The organism is Streptomyces sp. NPDC047061, assembly GCF_040643955.1.
Classification (GTDB): domain Bacteria; phylum Actinomycetota; class Actinomycetes; order Streptomycetales; family Streptomycetaceae; genus Streptomyces.
In genome coordinates, this window is record NZ_JBEYVI010000015.1 from 55,838 (window position 1) to 77,260 (window position 21,423).

Consider the following 21,423-nt stretch of genomic DNA (forward strand, 5'->3'; position numbering starts at 1 on the left):
CCCACTCGCTCCGGCCGCGGTACCACACCCACGCGACGCTCCCGTCCCGTCGAGGGTGTCGGTGCCTGGTGGGAGGATGCCGGAACGGCGAGTGAGGGGCGGGGCGTGTGGGGCGGGCGGAGCGGGACCTGGTCGCGAGGGGAGCGCGACTGCACGAGGCGGCCCGGAACGTGGTCGGGGACCACGGCGGGGCCGTCGAAGCGGTACGGGCTGCACTGGCGCCGATCCACGACGCCGCGGCGCAGCGGGAGCTCGACGCCATCCCGGTCGCCCGGCTGCAGGACGTCACCGAAGGGCGGCTGCGGCTCGGCGGCGTCGAGCAGAGCGGACTGCGGACGGTGGGCGCGGTGCTCGACGCGGGCCCTTACCGGCTGCGGCAGATCCCCGGCGTCGGGCAGCGCACCGTCGACCAGATGCTCGCCGCGGCCCGCCGGCTCTCCGAGGCCGTGCACGAGACCGTGGCCGTCCACATCGACGTGGACCGGCCCGAGCCGGCCACCACCGCGCTCGTCAGGGCGCTGCACGTACTCGTGGAGGCCGGCCCGGACGCCCGGCGCGCCGTCGACCGGGCCGGTGCTGTGGCCGAACGCCTGGAGCCGCTGCTGGCCGACGCCGGGCCGGCCGCCGGGCGGCTGCGGATGCTCCTGGCCGGCCGGGAGCGGAAGGCCCGCGCGCTGGCGGCGGTCGCCGAACTCGGTCCGCTGGTGGACGAGGCGGACCGGGGGCGGCTGCCCGAACTCTTCGCGCAGGCCTCGGTGGACCTGCTCCGGGGGCCGTCGTCCGACCTCGCCGCCTGGGCGGACTTCGAACTCCGGTCCGCCGAGTACTACAGCCTCCTCGCCGAGATCTCCGGCGCGGCGCCCGACACGGCCGCCGCCGAGGGCTTCCTGCCGGACGAGATCGCCGAGCGGGTCCGGACCCAGCACCTCGACGACTCCCACCGGCGGGTCTCCCTGCGTGGCTACCAGGCGTTCGGCGCCCGGTTCGCCCTTGTGCAGCGCAAGGTGATCCTCGGCGACGAGATGGGCCTCGGGAAGACCATCCAGGCGATCGCCGTGCTGGCCCACCTGGCCGCCGAGGGGCAGAGCCACTTCATGGTGGTGTGCCCGGCGAGCGTCCTCGTGAACTGGACGCGGGAGATCGAGGCCCGCAGCGCCCTGCGCGTGCTGCTCCTGCACGGCCCCGACCGGCGCGACGCGTTCGCCGACTGGCAGGAGCGGGGCGGGGTCGCGGTGACCACGTTCGACGCGCTGCGCGGGTTTCCCGAACCGGGCGGCGGCGAGGTCGGCCTGTTCGTGGTCGACGAGGCGCACTCGGTGAAGAACCCGAAGGCCAAGCGGTCCCAGGCGGTGGCCCGGTGGGCGGAGCGCTGCGAGCGCACCCTCTTCATGACCGGCACCCCGATGGAGAACCGGGTCGCGGAGTTCCGCAACCTGGTCGGCATGCTCGACCGCGGCGTCGCGGAGTCCCTGGACGACGGTGACGCCCTGGCCGGATCGGTCGCCTTCCGCAAGGCCGTCGCCCCCGTCTACCTGCGGCGCAACCAGCGGGACGTGCTGGCGGAGCTCCCCAGCCTCCAGCACACCGACGAGTGGGAGGAGCTGAGCGCGTCGGACGAGGAGGCGTACCGCGACGCCGTACGCGCCGGTAACTTCATGGCGATGCGCAGGGCCGCCTACCTGCGCCCCGAGGAGTCGGCCAAGCTGGAGCGGCTCCGGGAGATCGTCGAGGAGTCCGGCGAGAACGGGCAGAAGACGGTGGTCTTCTCCAACTTCAAGGACGTCCTGCGCGTGGTCGAGGAGGCGCTCGCCACCGGCACCACGGTCTTCGGCCCGCTCACCGGCGCCGTCCCGGCCGCACGCCGGCAGCAGCTCGTCGACGACTTCGCCGCCGCCCCGGGCGCCGCGGTGCTGCTGGCGCAGATCCAGGCGGCGGGCGTCGGCCTCAACATGCAGGCCGCCTCCGTCGTCGTCATCTGCGAACCGCAGATCAAGCCGACCATCGAACACCAGGCGGTCGCCCGGGCCCACCGCATGGGCCAGGTCAGACCGGTCCGGGTGCACCGCCTGCTCGCCACCGGGGGAGTGGACGAGCGTCTGGTGAAGATGCTGGAGCGGAAGACCCGCCTGTTCGACGCCTACGCCCGCCGCAGCGCGGTGGCCGAGGCCACTCCGGACGCGGTCGACGTCTCGGACACCGAACTGGCCCGCCGGATCGTCGAGGAGGAACAGGCGCGTCTGGGCATGAGGGCCCTGGGCGGCGTCGAGGGAACGGCCCCGGACCCCGTCGAGAGAGCCGACGCCTGACACCACGCCTGACACCTCGACGGGAGAACGCGGAGCTCCGGATCCGTCACCGTCGAGCCCCGAGCCCCGAGCCAGGCCCCCTACGCCGACTCCCGCACCCGCAACTCCGCCCTCACCTTCAGCTGGTCCTCGGGCAGGGGGCCGGTGCCGGTCAGCAGGCGGGCCGCCTGTTCGACGGCGAGGGCGCCGAGGCGGCGGGTGTCCAGGGCCACCGTGGTCAGCTGCGGTTCGACCAGCGTGCCGAGGCCGAGGCCGTCGAAGCCGATCAGGGCGAGGTCCCGGGGGACCTGCCGGCCGAGCCGGCGCGCAGCGCGCAACGCGCCTATCGCGATGATGTCGTTGAACGTGAACACGGCGGTCAGATCCGGGTGCCGGGCGAGGAGTTCCTGGAGCGCCCGCTCACCGCCCTCGACGCTCTGGTCCGCGCGGGCCACCGAACCGGAGTCCAGCCCGCACGCGGACATCGCGGCGTCGAACCACTCGTGCCGGATGCTCGGCTCGGAGCGTTCCGCGTGGTCGAGCATGCCGATGTGCCGGTGCCCGGCCCCGGTCAGGTGCCGTATCGCCGCGTGCACGCCCGCCTCGCCGTCGATCAGGATCGAACTGAAGCGTTCCGTGCGGTGCTTGCGGTCGATGAGGACGACGGGGAGCCCACGGGTGAGCCGCGCGATCTCGTCCTCCGGCAGGCTCAGGTAGCCCACCACCGCGTCCACCTGGGAGGCGATCACCTCCAGGGTGCCGCGCTCCTCCTCGACCCGGTCGCCGGTGTCGTACACGACGACGTGCCAGCCGCGTCCCCGGGCCGCGTCCAGCGCGGCGGCGGCGACCTCGGTGAAGAACGGGTTGAGCAGGTCGGGGATGACCAGGCCGACGCTGAACGTGTCCTGCCGCACCAGCCCCCTGGCGAACCGGCTCGGCCGGTACCCCAGCGCGAGGGCCGCGTCCAGGACCCGTTGCTTCGTGGAGACGCCGATCTCGCCCTTGTCGTTGAGGGCCCGTGACACGGTCTGCCGGGACACCCCGGCGGCCTCGGCCACATCGTCGATCGTCACCCTGCGGGGTCCGGTCCCCGACGACGCCATCGCTCACCTCCGCGAAATCCGTGAAATTGCCGACGCGCCCGCGTCGCAGGGACACCGAGTATGCCCGGGTCCGACGTCATGAGCCTTGACACTCCGGCGGACCGGAGCACACACTCCCAATCAACTTCCCGTTACCGCTCCCGTGAGCGCTCACGTTACCGCTCACGGACCCTTGTTCCAACCAGTTCCCACCAGAAGGCAGCCGCCTCCAGGAGTCAACGTCGACCCGCCTGACCACCTTCGCCAGGCGTTCTCTGGAACGGAAGACATGACCAGCACAGTCACGCGTACCCGCCTCGCCGTCGCAGCCGCCACGGCCGGCATCGTCGTACTCGCCGGGTGTTCCTCGTCCGGCTCGTCGGACAAGGCGTCCGCATCCTCCTGCGAGCCCGCGAAGGGCAAGGTCACCCTCCAGTACTGGAACACCGTTCCGGGCATGGACAAGGTCGTCGACCTGTGGAACAAGCAGCATTCGAACGTCCAGGTCGAGACGAAGAACATCTCCAACGACCAGTACGGCACCCTCGGCAACGCCCTCAAGGCGGACAAGGCCCCGGACCTCGCCCAGGTCGGCTACGACGAACTCCCGAACCTGCGCACCCAGAGCGCCTTCGTGGACGCCTCCGCCTGCAAGGCGGCCACCGCGGCCGAGTCGAAGTTCGTGCCGTGGACCTGGTCGCAGACCAGCTTCGGCGGCACCGGCGTGTTCGCGATCCCGCAGGACACCGGGCCGATGGCGCTCTACGTCCGCAGCGACCTGTTCAAGAAGTACAACGTTGCCGTGCCCACCACCTGGGACGAGTACGCGACGGCCGCCGGGAAGCTGCACAAGGCGGACCCGAACCTCGACATCACGTTCTTCGACCCGAACAACGCCGAGTGGTTCAACGGGCTCCTCTGGCAGAACGACGCCAAGATGTACGGCTACTCCGGCGACAAGTGGCAGGTCAGCGTCGACTCGGCGCAGAGCAAGCAGGTCGCCGACTACTGGCAGAAGCTGATCTCCGAGAAGGTCGTGCGCACCGACCTCGCCCACGGCTCGACCCAGATGTACGCGGCGTACCAGAAGGACCAGCTCGCCACCTACGTCGGCGCCGCCTGGGGCTACAGCATGTTCCGCGACAACCTGCCCAAGCAGGCCGGGAAGTGGACCATCGTCCCGATGCCGACGTGGGGCGCGAACGGCTCCTCCGGTGACTGGGGCGGCTCGACCGTCGCGTTCATGAAGGGAAGCAAGCACCTCTACGAGTCGGTCGAGTTCAACACCTGGCTGAACTCCGACCCGGACGCCCTGGCGCTGGAGAACAAGCTGGGCGGCCTCTACCCGGCGGCCACCGCGGGCCTGGACCTGCCCGCGCTGAAGCAGGGCGTGCCGTACTACAACAACCAGAAGATCTTCGACGTCTTCGCCGACGCCTCCAAGAAGATCGACACCAGCTTCGCCTGGGGCCCCACGCAGAAGACCGTGAACCTGGCCCTCCAGGACGCCATGGCCAAGGCCGCGGCCGGCAGCGGCACCCTCGACGACGCGCTCGCGACCGCCCAGGCCGCCGCGCTGAAGTCGATGAAGGACCAGGCGATCCCGGCGACGGCGGGCAAGTGACCGTTCGATGACCGACCTCGCAACCCGCTCGGCCGGCGTGCGAACCACGCCCGGAGGCCGCCGTCGCCCGAACGGCGGCGGCCCCCGGGCGGGCACCGTCGCCGCCTTCGTGACCCCGTTCTTCCTGCCGTTCCTGCTGTTCTACCTGGTGCCGGTCGGCTACGCCCTCTGGCAGAGCTTCCGCGTCGTGCGCCGCTCCGGCGGCCAGTACGGGACGTCGTACACCACCTTCGGCGGCTTCGAGCAGTACGGGCAGGTGTTCCAGAACCACGAGTTCTGGTCCAGCATCGGCCGCATCGGGCTGTTCGGCGTGGTGCAGGTGCCGGTCATGCTGTTCGTGGCCCTGATCATCGCGCTGCTGCTCGACACGCCCCTGCTGCGGGCCAAGGGGTTCTTCCGCATCGTCGCGTTCATGCCGTACGCGGTACCCGGCGTGATCGCCGCGATCATGTGGTCGTACCTCTACTCGCCCCAGCTCAGCCCGGTCGTCGACCTGCTGAACGGCGTCGGGCTGCACCCCGACTTCCTCGGCCCGGGTGCCGTGCTGTGGTCGGCCGCGAACGTCTCCACCTGGCTGTGGACCGGCTACAACATGCTGATCATGTTCTCGGCGCTGCAGTCGATCCCGCAGGAGCTCTACGAGGCCGCGAAGCTCGACGGCGCCTCCAACTGGGCCATCGCCTGGCGGATCAAGGTGCCGATCATCGCCCCGTCGATCGTCCTGACCACCGTCTTCTCGATCATCGGCACGCTCCAGCTGTACGCCGAACCGGCCGTGCTGCGGCAGATCTCCTCGAACATCTCCAGCACGTTCACCCCGAACATGCTCGCCTACACGGTGGCCTCCGGGAACAACTACCAGCAGGCAGCGGCCATCTCCGTCGTCATCGCCGTCATCACCTTCGTCTTGAGCTTCGGGTTCATGCGACTGACCTCGAAGAAGGCCGGACTGTGAGCACACCGACCAGCAACCGCGAGAGCCGGGTCAGCCGTACGGCCGCCATGGGGCTGATGCTGCTCCTGGCCGTCTACTTCCTGCTGCCGGTGTACTTCCTGGTCGTCGCCTCGACCAAGCCGCAGGGCGACCTCGCCGCCACCAACGGGCTGGTGTTCTCGCACTTCAACCTGTTCGAGAACCTGCACACCCTGTTCACCCGAAGCGACGGCATCTTCGGCCGCTGGGCCCTCAACACCGTCCTCTACGCGGTGCTGGGCGCGGCCGTGGGCACCCTGATCTCCGCGCTGTGCGGCTACGCCCTCGCCAAGTTCGCCTTCCGCGGCCGGGAGTTCCTGTTCTCCGTCATCCTCGGTGGCGTCCTGGTGCCCACGACCGCGCTCGCCCTGCCGCTGTTCCTGCTGTTCTCGGCTACCGGGCTGGTCAACACCTACCTCGCGGTGTTCCTGCCCAGCATCGTCAGCCCGTTCGGCGTCTACCTGGCGCGGATCTTCGCCAACGCGTCCGTGCCGCAGGAGCTGATCGAGTCGGCGCGGCTGGACGGGGCGGGTGAGTTCCGGATCTTCTTCTCGGTGGGGTTCCGGCTGATGACCCCGGCCCTGGTGACCATCTTCCTGTTCCAGTTCGTGGCCATCTGGAACAACTTCTTCCTGCCGATGGTGATGCTGCAGAAGGAGTCCCTCTTCCCGATCACCCTCGGCCTGTACGAGTGGAACGGCCAGACCGCCCGCGCCCCGCTGCTCCAGCAGTCCATCATCACCGGCTCGCTGGTGTCGATCCTGCCGGTGATCGTCGTGTTCATCCTCCTCCAGCGGTTCTGGCGCACCGGCCTCGCCGCCGGCTCGCTCAAGTGACGCCCCCCCCACGCACAGAAGGTGTCTCCCTCCATGACCGACTCCGCCGTGTTCGTGCCCCACTTCCACTGGGACCGGGAGTGGTACGAGCCGTTCCAGGTGTTCCGGCACCGCCTCGTCACCGCCCTCGACACCGTGCTGGAGACGGCCGAGGCCGACCCGGACTTCCGGTTCACCGTCGACGGGCAGATGGCCGCGGTCGAGGACTACCTGGAGATGCGGCCCGAGAACCGTGACCGGGTCGCGGCCCTGGTCCGCGAGGGCCGGCTGGCTGTCGGGCCGTGGCTGGTCCTGCTCGACGAGTTCCTCTGCTCCGGCGAGACCGTCGTCCGCAACCTGCAGATGGGGTGGGCCGCCGCGGAACGCCTCGGGGGCGCGATGCCGGTCGGCTATCTGCCGGACATGTTCGGCCACATCGCGCAGATGCCGCAGATCCTGGCGCGCGCCGGCATCGAGCACGCGGCGCTGTGGCGCGGGGTGCCCGGCACGGTCGACGGGCACGCCTTCCGCTGGCGCGCGCCCGACGGCTCCGAGGTACGCACCGAGTTCCTCTTCGACGGCTACGACAACGGCCTCGACGTCCTGCTGGTGCCCGACCGGATCCGGCACGCGCTCGGCGAGTACGCCGAGATGACCGCCGGACGCTGGGGCGGCGACCCGCTGCTCGCCATGGCCGGCACCGACCACAACGCGCCCGACCCGCTCCTCGGGGAGTGGCTGCGGAAGGCGTCCGGCGAGGAGCGGCCGATCACCGTCGCGACGCTCGACGAGTACATCCGGGGGCACCCGCGGGACGAGGTGACCGCCGTCGTCACCGGTGAGCTGCGCAGTCACGTACGGGGCAACATCCTGCCGGGCGTGCTGTCGGTGCGGCTCGGGCTCAAGCAGCGGATGGCCGCCGCCGAGCGGACCGTCGACCACGCCGAGCGGATGAACGCCCTGTGGTCCCGCCGCGACGACGCCAACTTCCTCGCCCTCGCCTGGCACAAGATCATCGAGTCCACCGCGCACGACTCCGTGGTCGGTTCCGGCACCGACGAGACCTGCGACCAGGTCGCGGCCCGTCTCGCCGAGGCCGCGCAGACCGCCCGCGCGGTCCGGGACGCGGCCCTCGCCGAGCCCGCCGCCGGGGTGCCCGCCGACGCCTACCTGGTCGCCAACCCGCTGCCGGCGCCGCGCACCGCACTGGTCGAGGTGGACGTGGTGGCCGCCCCGGAGGGCAGCACGCTGGTCGCGACCACCGCCGACGGCGCGGCGCACCCCGTGCAGCTGGTCTCCCAGGCCCCCACCGTCCTCAGCGACGAGCGGCTCGACGCCGGCCGGCTGGAACGCGTCCTGCGCCGGATCCACCGCCGCGAGCTGTTCGGCCTGCTGATCAACGGCTATGAACTCACCCCGAACTCCCTGGTCTTCCACCTCGCCGAGGTCCCGGACGGCCCGTTCGACCTGATGACCCTGCGCGGCGAGGTCGCCGCCGCGGCCGCGGCGCACCCGGGGGAGTGGCGGGTACGGACCCTGGCCCAGGCCCGGGCCACCGCGCTGGTGGCGGTGCCCGTCCCGGCCGCCGGGCTGGCCGCCTTCCGGGTCGCGGCGGGGGACCGGCCCGCCGCCCCCGCGACGCCCGCCGCCCCCGTGACGCCGGGCGCGACGGCGACGGCGGACACCCTCTCCAACGGCCTGGTCAAGGTCGCCGTCGCCGCCGACGGCACCCTGGACGTGACCGGCGTCGACGGCACCGTCCTGTCCGGCGTCGGCCGCCTGGTCGACGGCGGCGACCGCGGCGACAGCTACAACTACGCCCCGCCGGCCCACGACGTCCTGGTGTCCGAGCCGACCCGCGTCGGCGTCGAACTCCTCGAAAGCGGCCCGCTGCGGGCCCGGCTGCGCGTCACCCGCGTCTACGAGTGGCCGGAAGCGCTCGCCGACGGCGACCGGGACCGGCGCGGCGGCCGTACCGTCCCGACCCCCGTGGAGATGCTGGTGGAGGTCCGGGCGGGCGAGCCCTTCGTCCGGGTCTCCACCGCGTTCCTGAACCGGTCCGCCGACCACCGGCTGCGCCTGCACGTCCCGCTGCCCGTGCCCGTCACCGGCTCCGCGTCGGCCGGGCAGTTCGCCGTCACCGAGCGCGGCCTGACCGCCGAGGGCGGCTGGGGCGAGTACCCGCTCCCGACCTTCCCGGCGAGCACCTTCGTGGCGGCGGGCCCGGCCACCGTCCTGCTCGACCACTCCGCCGAGTACGAACTCGTCGACGACGGCTCCGCACTCGCCCTCACCCTGCTGCGCGCCATCGGCTCCATCAGCGTGAACATCCACCCCCTGCGCGACGAGCCCGCGGCGAGCGAGATCCCCGCCCCGGGCGCCCAGGACCTGGGCATGCGCATCGAGAACCGGTTCGCGGTGCTGCCCTGGGCGGCCGGCTGGCAGGGCGCGAACGCCGTCGCCCTGGCGGAGGAGTTCCGGGGCGACTGCCTCGTCACCCGCGGCACCGCGCCCGCCGGCGGCCCGCTGCCCGCGGACGCGCACGGCGTCCAGGTCGACGGCCGGGACGTGCACGTGTCGTGCATCCGCCGCGTCACCGACCCCGAGCACGGGCCCGGCACCGAGGTCCGGCTGGCCGCGATGCGGGACACCGCGACGGCCGTCCGCGTGACCGGTGCGTTCAGCGAGGCGACCACGGTCGACCTGCTCGGTCGGCCGCTCGCCGCCGAACCGGTGCGGGACGGACTCGACCTCGTCCTCGGGCCCTGGGAGATCCGCACGGTGGTGCTCCGCAGGTAGGGCCGCGATGTGCCGTCTGTCGTCTGCCGGTCCGTCGTGGCTGGTCGCGCAGTTCCCCGCGCCCCTTTGGGGCGCCTCTATCATCAAGAAAGTTGTGACGTCTTGGCCTTCGACTCCACCGCGTACGTATCGGACCCCACCCCCTGGCACGGCGCCCTGCGCCCGGCCCGTTCCTGGCTGCACTCCGACGCCCCGTCCCTCTCGCTGAACGGACCCTGGCGCTTCCGGCTGTCGCCCACGGCGGCCGTGGCCGAGGAGTTCGCCGCCGAGGACTTCGACGACCAGGGCTGGGCCGGCATCCCGGTGCCCGCCCACTGGGTGCTCGAAGGCGACGGCGCCCACGGCCGGCCGGCCTACACGAACATCCAGTTCCCGTTCCCGATCGACCCGCCGCACGTCCCCGACGAGAACCCCACCGGCGACTACCGCCGCCACTTCGACCTCCCCGCCGACTGGGCGGACGCCGAACGCGTCGTGCTGCGGTTCGACGGCGTCGAGTCGCTGTTCAAGGTGTGGGTGAACGGCGTCGGGATCGGCGCGGCGAGCGGCAGCCGGCTGGCCCACGAGTTCGACGTGACGTCCGCGGTGCGCCCCGGCGACAACACCGTCGCGGTACGCGTGCACCAGTGGTCGGCGGCCAGCTACCTGGAGGACCAGGACCAGTGGTGGCTGCCGGGCATCTTCCGGGACGTCACCCTGCTCGCCCGCCCGGCCGGCGGCATCGAGGACGTCTGGCTGCGTACCGGGTACGACGGCGGGCGCGGCCGCGTCGAGACCGAGGTCACCGCCGGCGCGGCCGCGTTCCCCGTCACCCTGCGCATCCCCGGACTGGGCGTGGAGCGGGTCTGGGAGACGGCCGCCGACGTCGCGCCCGTCGACATCCCGGAGGTGGAGCCCTGGTCGGCCGAACTGCCCCGGCTCTACGACGCGACCGTCTCCTCCGCCGCCGAGACCATCGCCCTGCGCATCGGCTTCCGCACGGTCGAGATCCGCGGTGACCAGTTCCTCGTCAACGGCCGCCGGGTCGTCTTCCACGGCATGAACCGGCACGAGGCCCACCCCGAGCGCGGCCGGGTCTTCGACGAGGCGCACGCCCGCGCGGACCTGGCCCGGATGAAGCGGTTCAACGTGAACGCCATCCGCACCAGCCACTACCCGCCGCACCCCCGGCTGCTCGACCTCGCCGACGAACTCGGCTTCTGGGTCGTCCTGGAGTGCGACCTGGAGACGCACGGCTTCGACAAGGTCGGCTGGGTCGGCAACCCGACCGACGACCCGGCCTGGCGCGCCGCCTGCCTGGACCGCATCGAGCGCACCGTCGAACGGGACAAGAACCACCCCGGCGTCGTGATGTGGTCCCTCGGCAACGAGGCCGGCACCGGCGCCAACCTCGCCGCCATGTCCGCCTGGGTGCACGCCCGCGACCCCGAGCGCCCCGTCCACTACGAGGGCGACTACACCGGCGAGTACACCGACGTCTACTCCCGGATGTACTCGACGGTGCCGGAGACCGAGCAGATCGGCACGGACGGCTCCACCGCCCCCCTGCTCGGCTGCACCCCGGCCCAGGGCGCCCGGCAGCGCACCAAGCCGTTCCTGCTGTGCGAGTACGCCCACGCCATGGGCAACGGGCCGGGCGCCCTCGACCAGTACGAGGAACTGGTCCACCGCCACCCGCGGCTGCACGGCGGCTTCGTCTGGGAGTGGCGCGACCACGGCATCCTCGCCACCGCCCCCGACGGGACCCCGTACTACGCCTACGGCGGCGACTTCGGGGAGGTCGTGCACGACGGCAACTTCGTGATGGACGGCATGGTGCTCAGCAACGACGTGCCGACGCCCGGCCTGCACGAGTTCAAGGCGGTCGTCCAGCCGGTCCGCTTCGCCTTCGACGGCGACAAGCTCGCCGTCACCAACCTGCGGCACTCGGCCGACACCTCCGACCTGCGCTTCCGCTGGCGCGTCGAGTTCGACGGCGTCCCCGTGGAGGCCGGGGAGCTGGAGGCCCCGCTGCTCGCGGCGGGCGAGTCGGGCCGGGTGCCGCTGCCCGCGGTCGCGGTGGCCGCGGACGCCGAGACCTGGCTGACGGTCGAGGCGGTGCTGGCGACGGACACCGCCTGGGCCCCCGCCGGACACGAGATCGCCACCGCCCAGCTCGACTGCTCGGTACGGCGGCCGGTGCCCGCCGTCCGCCCCCGGTCCGGCTGGCGGCCCGGCGAGGGGACCCTCGCCCTCGGCATCGCCGAGTTCACCGGCGGCTCCCTCACCCGGCTCGCCGGGCGGCCCGTGACCGGCCCGCGGCTGGAGCTGTTCCGCGCCCCGACCGACAACGACGAGGGCACCGCCGACCGGCTGGAGGGCAGCGACGCCAGCGCCGAGGGGGTCTCCAGCGCCCAGCTGTGGCGCCGGGACGGACTCGACCGGCTCGTCGCCCGCCGGGTCGGAGTGGAGCAGGCCACGGACGCGCTGCGCACCGTCGACCGGGTCTCCGCCGCGGACTCCGCGCTCTCCGTGACCGTGGAGTCGGTCTGGACGGTCGAGGACGGCGAGCTGGAACTGCGCGTCGAGATCGAGCCCGCGCGCGGCTGGTCCACGGTGTGGCCGCGGATCGGGGTGCGCTTCGAACTCCCCGACGGGACGGCCCCCGTGGACGGCGCCGAGTGGTTCGGACTGGGCCCGCTGGAGTCCTACCCCGACAGCCTCCGGGCGGCCCGCACCGGCCGGTTCTCGGCCACCGTCCGCGACCTGTCGGTGGACTACGCGCGCCCCCAGGAGACCGGCCACCGCTCCCGGCTCCGCCGCCTCACGCTGACCAGCGGCGACACCGGGGCCCTGCGCGTCGAGGCCCTCCCCGACACCCGCGGGCGGCGCCCCGGCTTCACCCTCTCCCGCCACACCCCGCAGCAACTCGCCCGGGCCGCCCACCCCTTCGAACTCCCGGAGTCCACCACGAGCCACCTCATCGTCGACGCGGCCCAGCACGGCCTCGGCTCCCGCGCCTGCGGCCCGGACGTGTGGCCGGAGTTCGCCCTGCGCCCCGAGGCCCGCACGATCAGGCTGCGCTTCACCGCGGGAGCCTGAGCAACCAGGCCCCTGGGCGACCGATCTGACAGCCCGACAGCTCTTTCACAGTCCGCACCCACGCGTCTCACGGCCGGGAGGTGGACGGTCACCGGCCATGAAGTTATCCACCGGTACCCCACGGATCCTGGTCGTGGACGACGAGAAAGACCTGACCGACCTGCTGGTGACAGTGCTGCGGGCCGAGGGCTGGCGGACCGAGCCCGCGCTGGACGGCACGACGGCGGTGAGCGCGGCCCGCGGCTTCCGGCCCGACGCGGTCGTCCTGGACCGCGGACTGCCCGACCTGGAGGGCCTGGAGGTGCTGCGGCGCCTCCGGGCCTACCGCCCGGACCTCCCCGTGCTGTTCCTGACCGCCCGGGAGAGCGTCGAGGACCGGGTCGCCGGCCTGCGCGCGGGCGCCGACGACTACGTGCCCAAGCCGTTCGACCTCGACGAGGTCGTGGTCCGGCTGCGCGCCCTGCTGCGCCGCTGCGACGCGGCGGGCGCGGGCGGCTCGCTGCTCGCCGTCGGCGACCTCACCCTCGACGAGGAGACCCGGCAGGTGCACCGGGCCGGCACCCCGGTCCGGCTCACCGCCCGGGAGTTCGAGCTGCTGCGCTACCTGATGCGGCACACCGGCCGGGTCCTCGGCCGGGCCGAACTCCTCGACAACGTCTGGGCGGGCGAGGCCGACCGCCACCTGAGCATCGTCGAGAGCTACGTCAGCTACCTGCGCCGCAAGATCGAGCGCGACCGTTCCGTCCTCATCCACACCGTGCGCGGCGTCGGCTACCTGATGAAGCCCGCCGAAGCGAAGCGATGAGACGCGGCCCGCGCCGCCCGCGGAGCCTGCGCTCCCGGATGATCCTCTCCAGCAGCCTGCTGCTGGCCGCCCTCTCCGTCGTGATCATCGCCATCACCGGGTTGACCATGCGGACCTACCTGATGACCGGCCTCGACCAGCGCCTCGACGCCCTCGCCGAGCACTCGTCGGCCGCCCGCGGCCAGATCGGCGCCCCGACCAGCGGACTGCCCTACCTCAGGGCGTTCGGGGTCCCGGCGGGCACCATCGGCGTCTCCGTGGCCGGCCGGCACGGCTCGGGCACCGTCCGGCACGCGGCGGTCGTGACCGGCTCCGGGGAGCTGACCGCCCCGACCGCCGGGCAGCGGCGGCTCCTCGCCACCGTCGAGGCCGACGGCCACCGCCACACCCTGGACCTGCCCGGCCGCGGCACCTACCGGGTCAAGGCCGTGCGCGCCGACACCCCGAGCTCCGAGGTCACCGTCGTCACCGCGCTGTCGGTGCGCCCGGTGGACCAGATGCTCGGCCGGCTGCTGGCCGTCGAGTCGGCGATCGCGGCCGCCGCCCTCGCCGTCGCCGCGCTCATCGCGGCCACCGTGATCGGCCGTCAGCTACGGCCCCTGCAACGCGTCGTCGCCACCGCCACCCGCATCTCCCGCGAGCCGCTCGGATACGGCGAGGTCCGAGCCCTGGAGCGGGTGCCGGACGCCGACCACGCCACCGAGACCGGCCGGCTCGCCGAGGCCGTCAACCGGCTCCTGGGACACGTCGAGAGCGCCCTCGCCGACCGCTACGCCACCGAACTGCGCATGCGGGACTTCCTCGCCGACGCCGGCCACGAACTGCGCACCCCGCTCGCCTCCGTCGCCGGACATCTCCAACTGGTGCGCCGCGCACCGAAGTCGGCGGCCCCGCAGGCCGAGTACGCGCTGGGCCGCATGGAGTCCGGCATCGGCCGGATGCGCACCCTCGTGGAGGACCTGCTGCTCCTCGCCCGCCTGGACACCGGCCGCCCGCTGGCCCACGAGGAGGTGGGCCTCGGCCCGCTGCTCGCCGAGGCCGTGGCCGACGCCCGCGCGGCCGGACCCGACCACCGCTGGGAGTTCCTGATGCCGGGCAACCTGGTGCTGGTCGAGGGCGACCCGGACCGCCTCCACCAGGTCGTCGCCAACCTCCTCGCCAACGCCCGCACCCACACCCCGCCCGGCACCAAGGTCACCGTCACCGTGCGGACCACCGACGACCAGGCGCTGATCCGCGTCGCCGACGACGGCCCCGGCATCCCGCCCGACCTGCTGCCCCGCGTCTTCGAACGCTTCGCCCGCGGTGACGCCTCCCGTTCCCGGGCCACCGGCAGCAGCGGCCTCGGCCTCGCGATCGTCGCCGCCGTGTCCGCCGCCCACGCGGGCCGCGCGGAGGTCAGCAGCGAACCGGGCCGCACGGTGTTCACGGTACGGCTGCCGCTGTGCCCGGCGTACGCCGGTGAGGTGAACCCGCCGCGGAAACCCATTGGACGTGAACTCCCTTTCGGATAAGGGTGGTTGGCTGAGCAGACCGCAGAGGACAGGGAGACTGAGTGATGAGCAGGGTCTGGCTGGTCACCGGCGCGAGCAGCGGCTTCGGCCGGGCGCTCGCCGAGGCCGCGCTCGCCGCGGGTGACACCGTGGTCGGGGCGGCCCGGCGCCCCGAGGCACTGGCGGAGCTGGCCGCCGCCCACCCCGGCCGGGTGGACCCGGTCCGCCTGGACGTCACGGACACGGCGGCGATCGGGCCCGCCGTACAGGACGTGATCGCCCGCCACGGCCGGATCGACGTCCTCGTCAACAACGCGGGCCGCACCCATGTCGGCGCCTTCGAGGAGACCACCGACGCCGAACTGCGCGACCTGTTCGACCTGCACGTGTTCGGCCCGGCCGCGCTGGTCCGGGCGGTGCTGCCGCACCTGCGCGCACAGCGCTCGGGAGCCGTCGTCCAGATGAGCAGCATGGGCGGGCAGATGTCCTTCGCCGGCTTCTCCGCCTACAGCGGCACGAAGTTCGCGCTGGAGGGCATGTCCGAGGGACTCGCCGACGAGGTGCGGGAGTTCGGCATCAAGGTGCTGATCGTGGAGCCGGGCGCCTTCCGCACCGCGCTCTTCGACACGAGCCGGGCCGGGGCCAGCTCCGACACCGGCGTGTACGCCAGGGTCGCCGAGACCCGCGGCTTCGTCGAGGGCGGCGACGGCAGCCAGCCCGGCGACCCGGCCAAGGCGGCCGCCCTGATCCTGGCCGCCCTGGACGCCGAGCAGACCCCGCTCCACCTCCCCCTCGGCGACGACGCGGTGACCGCCGTACTGACCCAACTGGACGTCGTACGATCCGACATCGCCGCCTGGGAGAAGCGCACGCGGGCCACGGACTTCGACTAGGCGCTCCGCGGGGTGCGCCGTCGTTCGTGTGCGGGTGCGTGGGGGTTGCTCGCGCAGTTCCCCGCGCCCCTTAAAAGCAGGGGGTTGCACGAGCGCCCCTTCAGGGGCGCGGGGCTGTGTCCGATATGCGGCTCCGCCGCGTGGGCGCGAGCAACCCCCACGCACCCGCAGCCGAACCCTCAGTCCACGACCGTCGGCTCCGTCACCCACCCCGCCGCCAGCACCAGCCGGCTCTCCCGGTGCACGGCGAGGAAGCCGAACGGGCGGTCGAAGGCGGCCCGCACCACCGTGGACTCGTGCCGGTACCGCGGCGGCCCGCCGCCCGGCGCCGCCACCACGGCGGTGACCGCGGCGGACCGGAAGCCCAGTGGCCCGAACTCCGCGACCGCGGACTGCCCGGCCGCCCCGACGGCGAGCGGCGCGGCGCTCATCCCGGGGAAGTGCCCCTCGCGGACGTCCGCGGCCGTGGAGAGACCGAACAGCCCGTGGAGCTGGAGCAGATCGTGGTCGGCGCGGACCGCGAAGCCCGGGGTGGTCACATCGAGCCGGATCGGGTCCGGGGCCACGCACGGCTCCCGCTCCACGACCACACCCGGCCCCGCGGGCCCGTAGGGGAGCTGTCCGCCGGTCGCCACCGGCAGGGCACGCTCCAGGACACCGATGCCCGTGTGCAGCACCTGCCCGGGAGCCATGCCCTCCGCGCCGAGCACCAGGTGCACGTCGAGGCCGTTGTCCCCGAGGACCTTCACCGTGGTGACGTGCCCGTCCGGGCCCGCGGCCACGCAGATCCGGTCCAGGCGCACGCTGCTGCGGTGCAGACCGGCCAGCGTACGGCCCTGCCAGGGCCCGGAGCCGGGCCGCAGCATCGTCTCCCGGAACGGGTGCTGCCAGTCCGTGCGCAGCGCCAGCGCGGTCGCCAGCACCATCCGGGCGCCCTCGGCCGGCCGGACCGGCATCCGTTCCACCAGCCCCTCGGTGCGCTTCGCCGCCCACGCGTCCAGCGCCTCCTGGGCGGCCGCCGGATCGGCGTCGAGCACGCCGTGCGCGTCGGCGGGCAGCCCCGCCGCCCACTGCTCGCGCAGCTCCAGCGCCCGGTCGGTCCACAGTCCCAGAGCCGCTCCGACGCCCGGCATCGAGTCGAGCCCCGTGAGTAACTCCCGCGCACCGGCGGCGGCCTGGTCGGCTTGCATCCCCACGGCCCGGGTCAGTTCGTCCCGGGCCGGGCCCGCGGCGCCGTCGGCGAGGAAGGCCAGCAGCGGCCAGACCCCGGCGGCCGAGAAGACCGTGCCCTGTCTGGTCTGCCGCGCCCAGCGTGCGGTGAGCGCGTTGACGGCGCGGACGGTGTCGTTCATTCGTCGTGCTCCCAGGGGTACTCGGGGAAGGGCAGAGGGTCCGTCACCCAGCCCGCCGCGAGGACGAGCCGGGAGTGCCGGTGCAGGGCGAGGAAGCCGAAGGGGCGGTCGAAGGCGGCGTTGATCTCGGTGGTGACGTGACGCCGTTCGGGCGGCGCTCCCGCCGCCTCGTCCGCCGGCAGGCCCAGCGCGTCCGCCAGTTCGGTGCGCGCCCTGCCGTGCGCCCCGTCCGCGAGGAAGGCCAGCAGCGGCCAGACCCCGGCCGCGGAGAAGACCGTGCCGCCCTCCGACGCGGCCGCCCAGCGTGCGGTCAGGCCGTTCACCGCGCCCACGGCCGCCTTCCCCACCCTCATTCCGCCCCCGTTCACGGCGCGCTTACGATGCGCGCAGTCGTACGTCAGTCCAGCCGTCCGTTTCCGCGCGGCCCGACGCCCCCTCAGGAGCACGGTACCGGTGTCCATACCTCCGCCCCCCGGCCCCCACCAGCCACAAGGGCCCTATCCACCGCCTCAGTCGGGCCAGCCGCAGTACCCGCCGTACCCGCAGGGACCGTACGGGCAGCAGCCGCCGTACCCCGGGCCGTACCAGCCCTGGGGGCAGGGCTACGGCCCCTACCCCGCCCAGCCGCCCGTCAACGGGCTCGCCATCGCCTCCCTCGTGCTCGGGCTGCTGTGCTGTCTGCCGGGGGTGGGGCTGGTGCTGGGGCTGATCGGGCTCGGCCAGATCCGCAGGCGCGGTGAGCGCGGCAAGGCGATGGCGGTCATCGGGTCGGTGCTCTCCTCGGTCGGGCTCGCCCTGTGGGTGCTGCTGCTGGCCACCGGCGGGGCGGCCGACTTCTGGGAGGGCTTCAAGGAGGGCGCGAACGACAGCTCCAGCCTCTCCCTCGCCACCGGCGACTGCTTCGACACCCCCGACGGCACGCTCACCGGCGACCTGGTCTCCGACATCGACGTGGTGGACTGCGAGAAGGCGCACGACGGCGAGGTCTTCGCCACCTACAGGCTCAAGGGCTCGTCCTACCCGGGTGACGACGGCGTCGGCGACTCCGCCGACCGGCGCTGCTACGCCCTGGAGGACGGCTACGCGATGGACGGCTGGGCGATCCCCGACGACGTCGACGTGTACTACTTCACGCCCAGTGAGGACAGTTGGGGGTACGGCGACCGGGAGGTGGCCTGCGTCTTCGGCAACACCACCGAGGGCCGCACCCTGTCCGGCTCGCTGCGCAACGACGAGAGCGTGCTGGACGACGACCAGGTCGCCTACCTGGACGCCGCGCACGTCCTCAACTCCGCCCTCGGCACCGTCCCCGAGGCCGAGTACGTCGAGGACGACCTGCCCGGCTACCGGCAGTGGGCGGACCGGGTGACCACGGCCCTCGGCAAGCAGACCGCGCTGCTGCGCGCGCACGGCTGGGCCCCGGACGCGAAGCAGCCGGTGAGCGACCTGGTCGCGGACCTCGACCGGGCGAAGGCGGAGTGGGCGAAGGCCGCGAAGGCCACGGACGCGGACACGTACTACACCCATTACGACAAGGGTTCGACGCTGCTCGACCCGAAGCGGACCGTCACCGCGCGCAAGGCTCTGGGCCTCGCCACGAGCCCGCCCTCGTACGACGACGGGGGCGCCGGCTCCGGCAGCGGAGGAAGTGGCTCCGGCCTGGAGGTGTGATCGCGGCTATAGCGGGGAGAAAGTGCCTGCGTAAAGCCTCCCCAGGCCATATGTCATCACATCGAGTGATTCTCTGGCCTTTGCTTGCACCGCTCAACCCACGGTTGCCACGCTGTTGCTGTCTGTACAACCTGATGGGAGCGGCCAGTGACTTTCGGTGAGCAGCCGGCGTATCTGCGTGTCGCGGGTGATCTCCGCAAGAAGATCGTCGACGGTTCGCTGCCGCCTCACACCCGGCTGCCCTCCCAGGCCCGCATCCGCGAGGAGTACGGCGTCTCGGACACGGTCGCCCTGGAGGCCCGCAAGGTGCTGATGGCCGAGGGGCTGGTCGAGGGCCGCTCCGGCTCTGGGACCTACGTGCGCGAGCGGCCCGTGCCCCGGCGGGTGGCCCGCTCCGGGTTCCGCCCGGTCGGCGGCGCCACCCCGTTCCGGCAGGAGCAGTCGGACGCGGCGGCGCGCGGCACCTGGGAGTCCAGCAGCGAGCAGGCCGAGGCCGGTGCCGCGATCGCCGACCGGCTCGGAATCCACGTCGGCGACCGCGTGATGCGCACCCGGTACCTGTTCCGGGACGCGGGCGAGCCGATGATGCTCTCCACCTCCTGGGAGCCCCTAGCCGTCACCGGCCGCACCCCCGTGATGCTGCCCGAGGAGGGCCCGCTCGGCGGGATGGGCGTGGTCGAGCGGATGCGCGCCATCGACGTCGTCGTGGACAACGTCACCGAGGAGGTCGGCGCCCGCCCCGGCCTCGCCGAGGAACTGCTCACCCTGGGCGGGGTCCCCGGCCATGTCGTCCTGGTGATCCAGCGGACGTACTACGCCTCGGGCCGCCCGGTGGAGACCGCGGACGTGGTCATCCCGGCCGACCGCTACCGGGCGTCCTACCATCTGCCGGTGAAGTAGCGCGCGTACCACCTCTGCGTGAAGTAGCGCACACCCTTGCGATGGTTGACGCCTTCACCGTCCGGGTCCGTACCTGGACCCGGGTGCTGCAATCCGGCCGTTCTCCCAGGTGGCCCCGGCCGTCCCCGGTATGCCCGCGACCCGAAGCGAGAGGCGCGCGAACGGCGCATTCGTCACCGTGCGCCCCCCACCGTTCTGGCTGGTTGCGTACCTCTTTGTGAAAAGGCGTATTCGCTGCGTAAAGGTTAGGCGTACGCTCGGGCATATGCGGAGTGCGGTTTCCTTAGCGGGGCGGGGATGGGCGGGAGCCGGGAGATGCGGAGGGGCGCGATGACGGAAGGCACGGTCTCTCTCCCCTGGCTCGTCATAAGGCAGGACGACAACGGCAATCGCTACCGCGTCGGCCGGTACGCGACCCGGGCCGAGGCGCAGAAGATCGCCGACAGTCTCGACGACCGCGGACACAAGCAGCTCTACTGGGTCGAGCGCATCGGCCACAGCAACGGCAACGGGGACGGCGTCAGCCGGAACTGACCCTCCCGTAGGCTCCGGCCCATGAGCGAACGGATCGTGGTGGTCGGAGCCGCCCTGCTGGACGCGGGCCGCCTCCTCGCGGCCCGCCGCAGCGCACCCCCCGAGCTGGCCGGCCGTTGGGAGCTCCCCGGCGGCAAGGTCGAGCCCGCCGAGACCCCCGAGCACGCCCTGGTGCGCGAACTGCGCGAGGAGTTGGGCGTCGAGACGGAGGCGCTGGCGCGGGTGCCGGGAGAGTGGCCGCTGCGCGAGCCGTACGTCCTCCAGGTGTGGACGGCCCGCCTGCACCCCGCCTCCCCCGCCCCCAAGCCCCTCCAGGACCACGACGAGCTCCGCTGGCTCACCCCGGAGGACCTCTGGACGGTCCCCTGGCTGGACCAGGACGTACCAGCGGTACGCGAGGTGGCCGCCCTGCTGAGTCCGGGGCGTAGCCCCGACGAACAGGGGCGCGGGGAACTGCGCGACTAGCCACGACGTACCCGCAGGCGCCCGACAACCACGCCTCCCGAGCTCCTGGGCGCACGGCCCCACCGGCGTAAGCCGTTCGCACCACAGTGCGCCCTCCCATGCGGTACTGCCCCCCGGTAATCGGGTATGTGCCCATTAACCCCACGAAACCGGACAGGGGCGGGCTCGCAGCCAGGAAAGCGACTGGGAAGTGATCGGTGTGATCGACACCGAAGGTGACACCGCCGAGTGGACCTTTCCCGCGGAACCGGGCGCCGTGCGCACCGCCCGTACCGCGGTCCGTGACCAACTGCGCGGGTGGGGCCTAGACACCCTCGCCGACATCACCGCCCTGCTGGTCAGCGAGCTGGTCACCAACTCGCTGCGGCACGCCACGGGCCCCATCGGCGTCCGCCTGGTGCGGCCCGCCGGCCTCGGCGACACGCTCCGCGTCGAGGTCTCGGACCCGCTCCCGGACCCACCCCGCGAACGCGCCGTCGGCCCGGACGACGAGAACGGCCGCGGCCTTCAACTCGTCGCCGGCTCCTCGCGCAGCTGGGGCACCCGCCCCGGCGTCAACGGCAAGACGGTCTGGTTCGAGCTGGCGGTACCCGGGTGAACGGGGTGAACGGGATGTACACGCGGTGCGACGCCGTCCACCCGCGAGAGTGG

At 72.9% G+C, this 21,423-nt stretch carries 16 protein-coding genes and 1 pseudogene; 14 read left to right on the top strand and 3 right to left on the bottom strand.

The annotated features are described in order from the left end of the window. Positions 1-107 precede the first annotated feature (107 nt). The gene (locus ABZ887_RS22360; protein ID WP_361292061.1) at positions 108-2,306 is read left to right on the top strand and encodes a DEAD/DEAH box helicase; all 2,199 of its coding nucleotides are present in this window, start codon (positions 108-110) and stop codon (positions 2,304-2,306) included. 80 nt (positions 2,307-2,386) lie between these two features. Here the strand turns inward: ABZ887_RS22360 and ABZ887_RS22365 are convergent, their stop codons facing one another. Further along, complete coding sequence (locus ABZ887_RS22365) at positions 2,387-3,388, bottom strand: LacI family DNA-binding transcriptional regulator (RefSeq protein ID WP_361292063.1); 1,002 nt, start codon at positions 3,386-3,388, stop codon at positions 2,387-2,389. Positions 3,389-3,656: 268 nt separating this feature from the next. On the opposite strand from ABZ887_RS22365, the gene ABZ887_RS22370 reads away from it, so the two are divergent. The 8 genes from ABZ887_RS22370 to ABZ887_RS22405 all read left to right on the top strand — a co-directional run bounded on the left by ABZ887_RS22370 (position 3,657) and on the right by ABZ887_RS22405 (position 15,850). Further along, a complete protein-coding gene (locus ABZ887_RS22370; RefSeq protein WP_361292065.1) occupies positions 3,657-4,991 on the top strand; it encodes an ABC transporter substrate-binding protein in 1,335 nt (444 codons plus the stop codon). Between the two features lie 7 nt (positions 4,992-4,998). Next, the gene (locus ABZ887_RS22375; protein ID WP_361292067.1) at positions 4,999-5,946 is read left to right on the top strand and encodes a sugar ABC transporter permease; all 948 of its coding nucleotides are present in this window, start codon (positions 4,999-5,001) and stop codon (positions 5,944-5,946) included. A gap of 47 nt (positions 5,947-5,993) precedes the next feature. Further along, on the top strand, positions 5,994-6,800 hold the full coding sequence (locus ABZ887_RS22380) for a carbohydrate ABC transporter permease (RefSeq protein ID WP_361292309.1): 807 nt from the start codon (positions 5,994-5,996) through the stop codon (positions 6,798-6,800). A 33-nt stretch (positions 6,801-6,833) separates the two neighbouring features. After that, positions 6,834-9,578 (top strand): alpha-mannosidase, encoded by a 2,745-nt coding sequence (locus ABZ887_RS22385; protein ID WP_361292069.1) that lies wholly within the window; start codon positions 6,834-6,836, stop codon positions 9,576-9,578. Between the two features lie 102 nt (positions 9,579-9,680). Beyond that, the gene (locus tag ABZ887_RS22390) at positions 9,681-12,659 is read left to right on the top strand and encodes a glycoside hydrolase family 2 TIM barrel-domain containing protein (RefSeq protein WP_361292071.1); all 2,979 of its coding nucleotides are present in this window, start codon (positions 9,681-9,683) and stop codon (positions 12,657-12,659) included. 97 nt (positions 12,660-12,756) lie between these two features. Further along, positions 12,757-13,464 (top strand): response regulator transcription factor, encoded by a 708-nt coding sequence (locus ABZ887_RS22395; protein ID WP_361292073.1) that lies wholly within the window; start codon positions 12,757-12,759, stop codon positions 13,462-13,464. Then, complete coding sequence (locus ABZ887_RS22400; RefSeq protein ID WP_361292075.1) at positions 13,461-14,978, top strand: ATP-binding protein; 1,518 nt, start codon at positions 13,461-13,463, stop codon at positions 14,976-14,978. The genes ABZ887_RS22395 and ABZ887_RS22400 overlap by 4 nt, the downstream gene beginning before the upstream one ends. A 44-nt stretch (positions 14,979-15,022) precedes the next feature. Beyond that, a complete protein-coding gene (locus ABZ887_RS22405; protein ID WP_361292077.1) occupies positions 15,023-15,850 on the top strand; it encodes an oxidoreductase in 828 nt (275 codons plus the stop codon). Positions 15,851-16,029: 179 nt separating this feature from the next. Here ABZ887_RS22405 and ABZ887_RS22410 read toward each other — a convergent pair whose 3' ends face one another. Both ABZ887_RS22410 and ABZ887_RS22415 read right to left on the bottom strand, forming a co-directional pair. After that, positions 16,030-17,202 (bottom strand): serpin family protein, encoded by a 1,173-nt coding sequence (locus ABZ887_RS22410; RefSeq protein ID WP_361292079.1) that lies wholly within the window; start codon positions 17,200-17,202, stop codon positions 16,030-16,032. Positions 17,203-17,357: 155 nt separating this feature from the next. After that, positions 17,358-17,555 (bottom strand): annotated as a pseudogene (locus ABZ887_RS22415) (proteinase inhibitor I4 serpin); the annotation flags it as partial. Between the two features lie 100 nt (positions 17,556-17,655). Here ABZ887_RS22415 and ABZ887_RS22420 point away from each other — a divergent pair. From ABZ887_RS22420 to ABZ887_RS22440, 5 genes are all read left to right on the top strand, one after another. Beyond that, positions 17,656-18,873: a DUF4190 domain-containing protein gene (locus tag ABZ887_RS22420; protein WP_361292081.1), complete on the top strand. Its 1,218-nt coding sequence runs from the start codon at positions 17,656-17,658 to the stop codon at positions 18,871-18,873. A gap of 147 nt (positions 18,874-19,020) precedes the next feature. After that, positions 19,021-19,773, top strand: a complete 753-nt coding sequence (locus ABZ887_RS22425; RefSeq protein ID WP_361292083.1) for a GntR family transcriptional regulator — start codon at positions 19,021-19,023, stop codon at positions 19,771-19,773. A 330-nt stretch (positions 19,774-20,103) separates the two neighbouring features. Further along, positions 20,104-20,307, top strand: coding sequence for an SPOR domain-containing protein (locus ABZ887_RS22430; protein ID WP_361292085.1), 204 nt, complete (start codon positions 20,104-20,106; stop codon positions 20,305-20,307). 21 nt (positions 20,308-20,328) lie between these two features. Further along, a complete protein-coding gene (locus tag ABZ887_RS22435; RefSeq protein WP_361292087.1) occupies positions 20,329-20,772 on the top strand; it encodes a (deoxy)nucleoside triphosphate pyrophosphohydrolase in 444 nt (147 codons plus the stop codon). A 190-nt stretch (positions 20,773-20,962) separates the two neighbouring features. Further along, on the top strand, positions 20,963-21,370 hold the full coding sequence (locus tag ABZ887_RS22440; RefSeq protein ID WP_361292089.1) for an ATP-binding protein: 408 nt from the start codon (positions 20,963-20,965) through the stop codon (positions 21,368-21,370). The last annotated feature ends 53 nt before the right edge of the window (positions 21,371-21,423 follow it).